Source organism: Burkholderia sp. YIM B11467 (assembly GCF_052952715.1).
Genome location: NZ_JBQVSQ010000002.1, coordinates 246,054 through 258,220, shown reverse-complemented (window position 1 = coordinate 258,220; position 12,167 = coordinate 246,054). Strand labels below are relative to the sequence as shown.

Here is a 12,167-nt window from a genome sequence, read left to right as displayed (position 1 = left end):
TTGCGTGCCTGCAGGAAGTTATTGTTGTTTCGACGGCAGCTGGGCGGGATTCGCCGCATCGGGTCCGGGCACATGGCTGCCGTTCAACACCGCCTGCTGCTGCGCCTGCTTGACCTCGGGGTTATCCATCAGCGACGTCTCCATTTCGGAGAACGCCTTGTTGACCGAGCGCATGACCGAATCGACGGCCACGTCGGTCTTGATCTGCTCGAACGTGTCGGACGCCTGCCGGCCCGCGAGCTTGTTCATCTGCTGCGCCGCCTGCGACATGTCCCACATCGCCTTCGCGCGGTCGATCGCCGACGCGAAATTCTTCAGTTCCGCCTGCACCTGCTTGTAGCGGCCTTCGCGAAACGCGAGGAGCTGCTTCATCGTGTCGAGCTGCGACCGGAAGCGCGGCGCGTCGTCGGGATACTGCTTCTCGAACAGCTCCGTCTTGCTCTCGAAGTTCTTCACCTCGGTGCGGAACGCGGTGATGCTGTCCGCGAATTTCTGCGCCGCCTGGCGCTTTTCCGCGAGCTGGTTGATGAGCGTCTCGATCGGATTCGCCTGCGCCTCCTCGACGATCATCCTCACCTTCTGGTTCGCGAACTTCATCGCGACGACCGGCGCGAAATAGATCGCGCCGAGGCCGATGACGCCCGCCGTGATCAGCGCGATCATCCCCTTCAGGATGAACAGCGCGGCCGGTGCCGCGATCGCGACGCCGGCAATGATGATCGCCCACTTGACCAGCTTTACCTTGCCACTCCCCGAACTGCCGTTTGCTTCTTCATTCGAAAGCTGCGACATGAGTTTTTCTCCTTGAACCTCGAACCGAACTGCGTGAATTTGCTTCTTCAAGCTGAATCGAAATGCTTCGGACTCCGGGGCCGCCGGACGGTCAGGACAGCCGGCGGCGCAATACGACAACGGGCGCCGGCGGGCGTCACGAGACGCCGGTGTAGGTGCCGTTCAGGATGCGGTGATCGGGGGTAGCGGGCTGCGGCGCGATGCGGCGGGTCGGAGCGGCGCCGTTCATCGTCGCGGCCATCGCGCAAACGGGAGAGTGTACCGATGCACGGTACGAAACGGGATGACGGATACGTGACGCGACGGGCGTCGGGTGAAACGTAGTTCCGGCGGGCCGACGGAGGCGGGGCCGGTATTCCGGTACGAGTACGTAAAGGCTCATCGTTGTTCTTTTGCGTGTCGCGGGTGCAGGAACCGCGCGGCCGGCGCGTCCCGCTCCAAATGCACGGACGTATCCTGCGCCGACCGGCATGCAGCGTCAAGCGATCCGCGCGGCGCCTCCCGGAAGGTCGCGTGAGCACGTACGGCCCGCTCCGTTCCTGCGATGGAACACGGGCACCGCATCAGCTTTCGAAACGGAAAGGATTCCTGCGCTCGATCCATCCCGCGCTCGCTCAGGATTGCTTGCCATCGCGGCACCGCAAGCTTCCGGATTGAAAGCTTGTGACGCAATGCGAACGCGCTACGCCGCCGCGCCGCCCTGCTCCTGCGCGAGAAACCGTTCGACCATCGCGTTGAACACCGGCAGCACCGGATTATCGTTGTCCGCGCGCCACGCGAGATACAGCTCGGCCGCCGCATCGACGCCCGCCAGCGGCCGGAACATCACGCCGTCGACGTGCAGCTCGCGCGCCGACGCCGGCACCAGCGCCGCCCCGAGCCCCGCGCGCACGAGGCCGAGGATCGTATGCGTCTGCCCGACGTAGTGCAGGTAGTTCGGCAGCCGCCCGGCGCCCGCGAACATCCCCGAGATCATGTCGTGGAAATACTTTCCCTCGTTCGGCGAATACGCGATGAACGGCTGCCGGTCGAGCTCGTCGGGGCCGATCTGCTCGTACGCGGCGAGCGGCGCGCCTTCCGCGACCGCGACGAGCATCGGTTCGCGCTGCACGAGCCGGTATTCGAGCGGCTGGCGCGCGGCGCGCTGGCGCACGAAACCCGCGTCGAGCATCCGCGACGCGAGCGCGTCGATCTGCACGGTCGACACCATCTCGCGCAACTCGATATCGACGTCCGGCAGCGCATGCGCCGCGTGCGCGAGCAACTCCGGAATCATCCGGTAGGCACTGACGGCCGTGAAACCAAGCGTGATCCGGCCGGCCCCGCCGTGCGCGACGCGCTGCGCGGCCTGCTCGGCCCGTGCGGAGAATTCGAGGATGTGCCGCGCATCGCGCAGGAAGCGCTCGCCGGCCGCGGTCAGCCTGACCTGCCGGCTGCTGCGCTCGAGCAGCGCGATGCCGAGCGCGTGCTCGAGCAGCTGGATCTGCCGGCTGAGCGGCGGCTGGGTCATGAAGAGCCGCCTGGCCGCGCGGCCGAAATGCAGTTCCTCGGCGACCGCGACGAAGCAGCGAAGCTGGTGCAGTTCAATCATCCAAATCTTGAATCAATCGATAGTCTTTTGATGTTAGACCGATATCGATACGATTTCTATACTCGGTTGCACCTGATGCACGGCCCGCGCCGCGCACGACGACCGAGACCTTCATGACCATCGACATCCTGCTCACCCAGCCGCTCCCCGACGCCATCGACGCCGAACTGTCCGCCCGCTACGCCGTGCACCGGCTGTATGCGGCCGAACAACCGGACGCGCTGCTCGATCGCGTTGCATCGCGGATCCGCGGCGTCGTCACCGGCGGCGCGAACGGGCTGTCCGCCGCGCTGATGGACCGGCTGAGCGCGCTCGAAATCGTTGCGATCAGCGGCATCGGCACCGACGCCGTCGATCTCGACCGCGCGCGGGCACGCGGCATCCACGTGACGACGACACCCGACGTGCTGACCGACGACGTCGCCGACATGGCGATGGGGCTGATCCTGATGACCCTGCGCGACCTCGGCGTCGGCGAGCGGATCGTGCGCGCCGGCCGCTGGGGCAAGACGGCCCAGCCGCTCGCGACGCAGGTGACCGGCAAGCGGCTCGGCATCGTCGGCCTCGGCCGTGTCGGGCGCGCGATCGCCGAGCGCGCGCAGGCGTTCCGGATGCCCGTCAGCTACTTCGGCCCGCGCGAGCACCGCGACAGCGGCTATCGCTTCGTGCCCGACCTCGCCGCGCTCGCGCGCGACAGCGACGTGCTCGTGATCGCGGCATCGGCCGATCACGGCAACGTGCTCGTGACGGCCGACGTGCTCGCCGCGCTCGGCCCCAAAGGATTCCTGATCAATGTCGCGCGCGGCAAGCTGATCGACGAAACCGCGCTCGTGCGCGCGCTCGCCGACGGCACGATCGCCGGCGCCGGTCTCGACGTGTTCGCGAACGAGCCGCACGTGCCGGCCGCGCTGCTCGAGCTCGACCGCGTCGTCGTGCAGCCGCATCGCGCGAGTGCCACGCGCGAGACGCGCGACGAGATGGGCCGGATCGTGCTTGCCAACCTGGCCGCGTGCTTCGCGGGCCAGCGCCCGCCGACCAGCGTCACGCGCTGACCGCCGCACGCCCACCGTTACAACACCGGATGCCTCCGCACGACGGAGGCCAGGAGACACGCATGCCCAATCGATCCAGTGGCGCCGCCCTCGCCGCGTCGCCCGCCGCCTCGCGTACGATCGGCCGCGTTCGTTATACCGTCCTCGCGCTGATTTTCGCGGTCACCGTCATCAACTATGCGGATCGCGCGACGATGTCGATCGCCGGCACCGGTGTCGCGCACGACCTCGGGCTGACGCCGGTGCAGCTCGGCATCGTCTTTTCCGCGTTCGCCTGGGCCTATGCGATCGGCCAGATCCCGGGCGGCTGGCTGCTCGACCGCTTCGGCGCGCGACGCGTATACGGCCTGAGCCTGCTGCTGTGGTCGGTATTCACGATGCTGCAGGGCACGGTCGGCTGGCTTGCCGTGCAGGGTGCATCAGCGACGCTCGCGCTGTTCGCGATGCGCTTCATGCTCGGCCTCGTCGAATCGCCGGCATTCCCGGCCAATTCGCGAATCGTCGCGTGCTGGTTCCCGACCGCCGAACGCGGCACGGCGTCCGCGCTGTTCAATTCCGCGCAATACATGGCCGTCGTGCTGTTCACGCCGGCGATGGCGTGGCTCACGCATGCGCTCGGCTGGGAACACGTATTCCTGTGGATGGGGCTGCTCGGCGTCGCGCTCGCCGCGCTGTGGTTCGCGTGGTATCGCGAGCCGCATGGCCACCCGCGCATGAGCGACGCGGAGCGCGACTACCTGCGCGCGCACGGCGCGCTCGTCGATCTCGAGGCGAACCGCGTGCGCCATCGGCCGCGCGTGTCGTGGCACGACGTGTCGCAACTGTTTCGCCACCGGAACCTGTGGGCGATCTATATCGGCCAGTACTGCATCACGGCGCTCACCTACTTCTTCATCACGTGGTTCCCGATCTACCTGATCAAGGGACGCGGGATGACGATCATGGAAGCCGGCTGGGTTGCCGCGCTGCCGGCGATCTGCGGGTTCACGGGTGGTGTGCTCGGCGGCGTGCTGTCGGACTGGCTGATCCGGCGCGGCATGCACCCGTCGCGCGCGCGCAAGACGCCGTTCGTCGTGGGGATGGCAATGGCGACACTGCTGGTGCTGGCGAACGGCGCATCGTCGAACGCCGTCGTGATCGCGCTGATGACGATCGCGTTCTTCGGCAAGGGGCTCGCGGCGGTCGGCTGGGCCGTGCTCGCCGATACGGCGCCGGAAGGGATGGTCGGCCTGAGCGGCGGCGTGTTCAACGGCCTCGGCAACATCGCCGGGATCGTCACGCCGCTCGTGATCGGTTATTTCGTCGCCAGCACGGGTTCGTTCGCCGGCGCATTGTGGTTCGTCGCCGCGCACGGGCTGATCGGCATCGCCGCGTACACATGGCTCGCGGGCCGCTTCGAGCGGATTCGCATCACGCCGGGCGCATGAGCCGCGCCGCGGCGCACACGGTTCGGACCACGTGTCCCCTCAAGCGCGCTTGCGACCGCCCGGCGTGTGCTCGATCGTCAACCGGTCGAGTTCGCGCAGGTCGTTCTCCAGCGCGGGCGTGAGCGTCGTGCGCAGGTGGTCGAGGAACGTGCGGATCTTCGCGTCGAGATAACGGCGCGTCGCGTAGACCGCATACACGCTCACCGTCTGCAACCGGTACTCGGGCAGCACGCGAATCAGCCGCCCCTCGCGGATGTCGTCGAGCACCGTATACAACGCGACACACGCGATCCCGCGCCCGGCGCGCACCGCAACGCACAGCGCGTCCGGCACGTTGACCTGGAACGGCGCCGGCTGCAGTTCGTAGACGGTCTCCTCGCCGTCGTTGCGCTCGAGCCGCCATTCGCCGGCCGGCGAAGCCGGCGTATCGAGACGCAGGCACACGTGGTTCGGCAATTCGTCGGGCGACTGCGGCGTGCCGTGTCGTGCCAGGTATTCGCGCGACGCGACGAGCACGCTGCAGCTCGTGCCGCAGGTCTGCGCGACATAACCCGAGTCGGGCAACTGCGACGCCGTCACGATCGACACGTCGTAGCCCTCTTCGACGAGATTCGGCATCCGCTGCGCGAGCGTCAGCTCGACCGACACGTCGGGGTTGTCCTCCTGATAGCGGACGATCGACGACACGACATGACTCTGCCCGAGCCCCGTCATCGCATGGATGCGCATCTTGCCGCTCGGCCGCAGCAGCGCGTTGCGCGCCTCCGCGTTCGCATAGTCGAATTCCGCGAGGATCGATTTCGCGCGCTCGAAATAACGTTCGCCGCTTTCGGTGAGGCCGAGATGGCGCGTCGTGCGATGCAGCAGGCGCGTCTGTACGTGCGCTTCGAGGTTCGATACCGCGCGCGACACTTGCGCGGTGGTCGCGTCGATTTCCTTCGCGACCGCAGTAAAACTGCCGGCTTCGACAACGCGCACGAACAGGCGCATGTTTTCGAGCATGTCCATTGAATTGGCTTGGGGAGAGTCAGTGAGGAGACGTCGGCGGCGCTCGCGTCAGGTGGGAAACGGAACGCGGCCGCGAACCACGTCGAATCGATCACCGTGCCGGGAGAAAGGCGGGAGAGCGGGCATCGCGTACGTGGTTCTGGGATAACGGGGGATTCAGTGGCCCGAATTGTACGCCGCCGCGGACAAACTTGCGCGATTGCCCGGCGCTCAAGCTTTCTTCCGATGAAAGGTTTTTGCAAGTGTCGCGCGTCGCGCACGTGCAACGGCTTGATGCACCGCGACAATTTGTATCACAACGCGATATAATTCCGCGCTTGTGGCGGCGCGCGTCCGCGCTGTCATTTTTACCGCTTACCGTCCATGTCGTCAGGCTCCTCTTCGTCGCGCCGCACCTTGCGGCAATGGCTGCACAGCTTCATTCCCCATCCGATGTCGCTCGGCTGGCGCGAGCGCCTGCGCTCGTGCACGGGCGCGCTCGTCGGCATCGCGACGGTCGGCGTCACGATGCGGCTGCTGCCCGGCGTGCCGGGCCTCGTGCCGCTGCTCGTCGCGCCGATGGGGGCGTCGGCCGTGCTGCTGTTCGCGGTGCCGGCGAGTCCGCTCGCGCAACCGTGGTCGATCATCGGCGGCAATCTGGTCGCGGCGACGGTCGGTGTCGCGTGCGCGTTATGGATCGCCGATCCGATCACGGCCGCCGCGGTCGCGATCGCGTGTGCGATCGGCGGCATGTTCGTGCTGCGCTGCGTGCACCCGCCGTCAGGCGCCGTCGCGCTCACGGCCGTGGTCGGCGGCCCGGCAATCCATGCGCTCGGATTCAGTTTCGTGCTGGAGCCGATCGCGCTGCAATCGGCGATCCTGCTGTCTGCCGCGCTCGCCTATCACGCGCTGACCGGGCACCGCTACCCGCACGGCGGCGCGCGTCCCGAAGCAAAACCGCAGGCGGGCGGCGCCGCCCCGGCGCGCGGCGGCTTTACGCGCAGCGACCTCGACGCGGTGCTGAAGCGCCGCAGCGAATGGCTCGACGTCGATCCGGACGATCTCGAAACGCTGCTGCGCGAAACCGAGATGCAGGCTTATACGCGCACGTTCGGCCAGCTCACGTGCGCCGACCTGATGACGAAGAATGCGATCGAGGTCGCGCCGTCGACGTCGGTGACGGCCGCACTCACGCTGCTCGACCGCCACCGCGTAAAGGCACTGCCCGTCGTCGACGGCGACGGCCGCCTGACCGGCATCGTCACGCGCGCCGACCTCACGCGCCAGTTGCGCCGCCCGACCCCGCTGTGGCAACGCCTGTCCGCACGGCTGCCGCAATCGCTCGGCGGCCAGCCCGCCAGCGTCGCCACCGTGATGACGCGCGACGTCGCGTTCGTGCCGCAAACGATGCCGATCACCGCGCTCGTGCCGCTGTTTACGCATTCGGGCCATCACCATATTCCGGTCGTCGACGCATCGCGCCGACTCGTCGGGATCATTACGCAGACGGATCTGGTGACGGGCCTCTACCAGCAGACGCAAATGCTCGAGGCCGCTTAACGCGGGCGCAACGCGCCGACGCGATGCGACGCAAAATGGATTCATTTCGCTTCATTTCGGCCATTTATATCATATTGTGATATATTTATCGCTACCGAAACCGACTGCCCGACCGACCTCGATGAACGATACCCGACGCGCGCTGAACAAAAGCGATTTCCAGCAACTGTCCGAGTTCCGCTACCAGATGCGCCGCTTCGAGCGCTTCTCCGAACGCGCCGCGCAAAGCGAAGGCGTGACGCCGCTGCAATACCTGCTGCTGCTGCACATCAAGGGTTATCCGCACCGCGAATGGGCGACCATCGGCGAACTCGCGGAACGCCTGCAGGCGCAGCATCACGGCGTCGTCGCGCTGGTGACGCGCTGCGAGGCGCTCGGGCTCGTGAAGCGCAAGACGAGCGAAGCGGATCGCCGGCAGGTCGAAGTCCACCTCGAACCAGCCGGCGAGACGCTGCTCGCCCGCCTCGCAGCCATGCATCGCGCCGAGCTGAAGTCGCTCAAGGACGCGTTCCAGGTTCCCCAGATAGATTACTGACCCTTGCTTCCACCACGCCGATGAACGCACCACACAAACGCGATTTCTCGACCAACGACCGCCTGCCCAGGATCGCGTTGCTTGCCGCCGGGATCGGCCTCCTCAGCACGCTTGCCGCGTTCGTGCTGTTGAGCCTGATCCACCTGTTCACGAACCTGTTCTTCTTCCAGCAGTTCTCGTTCGCCGACCGCTCTCCCGCGAACAACACGCTCGGCGCGTGGGTGATCGTCGTGCCGGTGATCGGCGGGTTGATCGTCGGGATGATGGCGCGCTTCGGTTCGGAAAAGATCCGCGGCCACGGCATTCCCGAAGCGATCGAGGCGATCCTGTTCGGCAAGAGCCGCATGTCGCCGAAGGTCGCGATCCTCAAGCCGCTGTCGTCCGGCGTCGTGATCGGCAGCGGCGGCCCGTTCGGCGCCGAAGGCCCGATCATCATGACGGGCGGCGCGCTCGGCTCGCTGATCGCGCAATGCGTGCACGTGACCGCCGCCGAGCGCAAGACGCTGCTCGTCGCGGGTGCGGCCGCCGGCATGACGGCCGTGTTCGGCACGCCGGTCGCCGCCGTGCTGCTCGCGGTCGAACTGCTGCTGTTCGAATGGCGCCCGCGCAGTTTCCTGCCGGTCGCGCTCGCGTGCGCGGTGGCCGGTTTTGCACGCGCGCTGTTCTTCGGCGTCGATCCGCTGTTTCCGCTGACCACGGCCGCGCCGACGCCCGTCGCGCTGCTGTCGTGCATCGTCGCGGGCCTGCTGTCGGGCATGCTCGCCTGCGGCCTGTCGGCTGCGCTGTATCGCGTCGAGGACACCTTCGCGAAGCTGCCCGTGCACTGGATGTGGTGGCCCGCGCTCGGCGCGATCGTGATCGGTATCGGCGGCTGGCTCGAGCCGCGCGCGCTCGGTGTCGGCTACGACGTGATCGGCGACCTGCTGCACCAGCACATCGCGCTGAAGATCGCGCTCGCGCTGCTGATCGTGAAGGCCGTGATGTGGGTGATCGCGCTCGGCTCGGGGACGTCGGGCGGTGTGCTCGCCCCGCTGCTGATGCTCGGCGCCGGTCTCGGCACCGTGCTGTCGCCGATGCTGCCGGGCGGCGATCCGGCGCTGTGGCCGCTCGTGTGCATGGCCGCGACGCTTGGTGCGACACTCGGCGCCCCGCTGACCGCGATCGTGTTCGCGTTCGGCCTCACGCACGATGCCAACGCGCTGCTGCCGCTGCTCGCAGCGACGCTCGTCGCGCACGGCTTCGCGACCATCGTGATGAAACGCTCGATCATGACGGAAAAGATCGCGCGCCGCGGCTATCACATCTATCGCGAATACGGCGTCGATCCGCTCGAACGGCATGACATCGCCGAAGTGATGACGTCCGCCGATCTGCTGGTCGCGATCGACGGCGCGTCGACGCTCGACACCGTCGAGTCGCAGTACTTCGGCGCGAAGCAGACGCACCGCGCATACCCGGTCGTGCAGAACGGCCGCCTGCTCGGCCTCGTCGATCGCGCGACGCTCGATGCGCAGCGCGCGCAAGCCGGAGCCGACACGCCGATCTCGGGCGCGTTCGCCAACCGCGCGCCCGCCGTCGCGCTTGCGCACGAAACGTGCCGCGTCGTCGCGTCGCGACTCGCGATGCTCGGCCTCGAACGCCTGCCGGTCGTCGACGACGAGCAATCGCTGCGCATCACGGGCATCGTGTCGCGCAGCGACCTGATCAAGCCCGCGCTCCAGCATTTCGACGACGAACAGAAGCGCGAGCGCTTCCGCCCGGTCGTCCCGGTCAACCTGCGCGACGCCGGCACGCGCAAGGCAGGCTGACGCCGCGAGCCTGCGCGGCACGACAGCCGCGCACGGCCCACTCACCCCACCTCGTTGCACGATGCAGCGCGCACCGCGCGCGCCGCATCGCATTCCGCAGCTTCCCGCGTTTAAAGTTGGTTAACAGTCGAACCGACGAAAGTTTGTCATCATGGTCTCCATGCGACGGGGCCAACAAACAATTCAGCCATTCCAATTCGCAATCACATAAAGAGTCGCGGCACGGCATGCATCGACATGCCGCTCGCCGTGGCCGTCACCTCACCACGCGACCGGGCAGCGCGCCGACCGGGCAACGCATGACGTCGTTGCCGCGTCACCCGTCCACCGACGGGCCGCACACGATGCATGTTGTGCCGCAGCAGCGCCGCCAAGCACCGGAGCCTCCATTTGGCAAGCGCGTTAACAACTTGTTTCGGAATAGCCGGAACCGTGCTTGTTCGACGCGATCTCACTTGCACGCAGTCCTGCTGCGCATCCCACTCAATCAATCACGACTCGAGGGAGATAACGTGAACGCAAAATATTTACCGCTCATCGCATTGACCGTGGCATTTTCTGCTCATGCAGCCGATTCTGCCCTGCAGAACGTGGGACAAAGCCAGAAACCCGCCGACCAGGTGGCGCAGTGCATCGCGAAGACCTGGGCCGACAAGTCGCAGCAACAGGTAACGTCGCAGTACGAACTGGCGAACGGCCTCGCGATGGCCGTTTATGCGCCGGGCCAGCAGCCGCCGAACGGCGCCGCCGCCGTGGTGCGTCCGGCCAACGCTGCGAACGCGAAGACCTGGGTCGGTTTCCGCGGCGGCGATGCGTCGTCGGCCGGCGACATCAACGCCTGCCTGTAAGTAACGAGAACAGGCGCTTCGGATGGCCTTGCGCCATCCGCTTGCGACAAGCCCCGCCTCGGCGGGGCTTTTCTTTTTCTGCCGCCCGCGCTTACAGGTAGCTGCAGACGTAATCGAGCGTCTCGAGCACTTCGATGTCGAAGCGGCTCTTGCCCGGCACCGAGAACGATTCACCGGCGCCGTAGGTCTGCCACTCGCTGCTGCCGTCGAGCTTCACGCGACACTTGCCGGCCTGCACTTCCATCAATTCGGGGGCGTCCGTGCCGAAGTTGAGCGCGCACGGCAGGATCACGCCGAGCGTCTTGCGCGTGCCGTCCGGGAAGAGCACGGTATGCGACACGCACTTGCCGTCGAAATAGACGTTGGCGCGCTTGACGACCGATACGTTGTCGAATTGGGTTGCACTGGTCATGTGATGCCTCTGATTGCTGGATGCCGGATGGCGATGTGGTTGGAGGCCGGCCGGAGCGGCGGGCCGGCCGCTATGATACCGGCTCGCGCGACGCACGCCGCAACCGCACGACGCCTTGCCCGCGTCATCCCGTGAAACGGCAGCAGTGCCAGATCGTCAGGATCACTACATGATGACGAGCGCACGCCTCGGTTGCCGACTCACCGCAGCCCCTTGCGTCGCGCGGAATCGCGCAAGCAATCGAGCAGCATCGCCGCGGCCGGCGTCAACGGGCTGTCGCGACGCGTCACGACCTGCACCGACACGGCCGGCAAGCGCTCGCGAATCGGCAGCACCGCCAATTGATCGCGCGCCCACTCTGCCTCCAACAGTTGCTCCGGCATCGACGCGATCAGGTCGCAACCCGTCAACAGGCGGTGCGCGAGCCCGAAGCTCGGGCATTCGACGACGCGCGCCGGCACCGGCAGACCGTACGTGACGAACGAATTGAACAGCGCCTGCGTCGAGCTTTCCGGCGACGGATTCATCAGCCAGTCGGCCTCGACGAGATCGGCGAGCGACGTGGCCGACGCGAGTGGATGCTCCTTGCGCGCGACGATCAGCGAACGGCTCGCGTAGAGCTCGGCATGATCGAACTCGGCCGCCAGCAGTTCCGGCACGACGACGACCACCGCGAAATCGAGCGAGCCATCGTGCAGGCGTGGCAGCGCGACGCCCGGAAACCCTTCGATCAGGTTGACGCGCGCCACCGGAAAGCGGCGCCGGAACGCGCGAAACGCGTCGGGCAGAATCGTCACCGCGGCAGCCGGCGTGATCGCCGCCGACACGGAGCCCGTCAGCGCCCCCTGCGCCTGCTCGATGTCGTCGCGGGCGCGCTGCATCTCGGCGACGATCAGCCGCGCGCGCACCTGCAGCTGCTGGCCGAACGCGGTGAGCTGCACGCCGCGCGCGGTACGCACGACGAGAGACACGCCGAGCGCGATCTCCAGTTCCTTGACCGCCTTCGTCAGCGCCGCCGGCGACACGTTCAGGCGCCGCGCGGCCGCGCGAATACTCCCTTCTTCCGCGACGGTGACGAACGCTTTCAACTGATGGTATTTCATGGCGGCAATGCGTGATCCGTGGAAACCCTGTACCCGGCCGTGCGCACCGGTT

General features: G+C 67.0%; 11 protein-coding genes. 6 read left to right on the top strand and 5 right to left on the bottom strand.

What is annotated here, in order from left to right; genetic code table 11:
• Positions 1–18: 18 nt before the first annotated feature.
• Together ACTRWB_RS08335 and ACTRWB_RS08330 are read right to left on the bottom strand one after the other, a co-directional pair.
• Entirely contained in the window at positions 19–792 is a 774-nt protein-coding gene (locus ACTRWB_RS08335; protein ID WP_446901557.1) for a hypothetical protein, read from the bottom strand.
• 682 nt (positions 793–1,474) lie between these two features.
• Positions 1,475–2,383, bottom strand: coding sequence for a LysR substrate-binding domain-containing protein (locus ACTRWB_RS08330; RefSeq protein ID WP_446901556.1), 909 nt, complete (start codon positions 2,381–2,383; stop codon positions 1,475–1,477).
• Positions 2,384–2,496: 113 nt separating this feature from the next.
• On the opposite strand from ACTRWB_RS08330, the gene ACTRWB_RS08325 reads away from it, so the two are divergent.
• On the top strand, positions 2,497–3,435 hold the full coding sequence (locus ACTRWB_RS08325) for a 2-hydroxyacid dehydrogenase (RefSeq protein ID WP_446901555.1): 939 nt from the start codon (positions 2,497–2,499) through the stop codon (positions 3,433–3,435).
• A 62-nt stretch (positions 3,436–3,497) separates the two neighbouring features.
• Entirely contained in the window at positions 3,498–4,862 is a 1,365-nt protein-coding gene (locus tag ACTRWB_RS08320; protein WP_446901554.1) for an MFS transporter, read from the top strand.
• A 39-nt stretch (positions 4,863–4,901) separates the two neighbouring features.
• Here the strand turns inward: ACTRWB_RS08320 and ACTRWB_RS08315 are convergent, their stop codons facing one another.
• A complete protein-coding gene (locus ACTRWB_RS08315; protein ID WP_129515097.1) occupies positions 4,902–5,870 on the bottom strand; it encodes a LysR family transcriptional regulator in 969 nt (322 codons plus the stop codon).
• A gap of 363 nt (positions 5,871–6,233) precedes the next feature.
• Here ACTRWB_RS08315 and ACTRWB_RS08310 point away from each other — a divergent pair, with 363 nt between their 5' ends.
• From ACTRWB_RS08310 to ACTRWB_RS08295, 4 genes are all read left to right on the top strand, one after another.
• Complete coding sequence (locus ACTRWB_RS08310; protein WP_446901553.1) at positions 6,234–7,409, top strand: HPP family protein; 1,176 nt, start codon at positions 6,234–6,236, stop codon at positions 7,407–7,409.
• A gap of 121 nt (positions 7,410–7,530) precedes the next feature.
• Positions 7,531–7,944, top strand: coding sequence for a MarR family winged helix-turn-helix transcriptional regulator (locus tag ACTRWB_RS08305; RefSeq protein WP_412024371.1), 414 nt, complete (start codon positions 7,531–7,533; stop codon positions 7,942–7,944).
• Between the two features lie 20 nt (positions 7,945–7,964).
• Positions 7,965–9,752: a chloride channel protein gene (locus ACTRWB_RS08300; RefSeq protein WP_048252121.1), complete on the top strand. Its 1,788-nt coding sequence runs from the start codon at positions 7,965–7,967 to the stop codon at positions 9,750–9,752.
• A gap of 512 nt (positions 9,753–10,264) precedes the next feature.
• Positions 10,265–10,600, top strand: a complete 336-nt coding sequence (locus ACTRWB_RS08295) for a hypothetical protein (RefSeq protein ID WP_021162025.1) — start codon at positions 10,265–10,267, stop codon at positions 10,598–10,600.
• Between the two features lie 91 nt (positions 10,601–10,691).
• Here the strand turns inward: ACTRWB_RS08295 and ppnP are convergent, their stop codons facing one another.
• Positions 10,692–11,012, bottom strand: a complete 321-nt coding sequence (ppnP, locus tag ACTRWB_RS08290) for a pyrimidine/purine nucleoside phosphorylase (RefSeq protein WP_006478890.1) — start codon at positions 11,010–11,012, stop codon at positions 10,692–10,694.
• 200 nt (positions 11,013–11,212) lie between these two features.
• Positions 11,213–12,115 (bottom strand): LysR substrate-binding domain-containing protein, encoded by a 903-nt coding sequence (locus tag ACTRWB_RS08285; protein WP_129515101.1) that lies wholly within the window; start codon positions 12,113–12,115, stop codon positions 11,213–11,215.
• Positions 12,116–12,167: the final 52 nt, after the last annotated feature.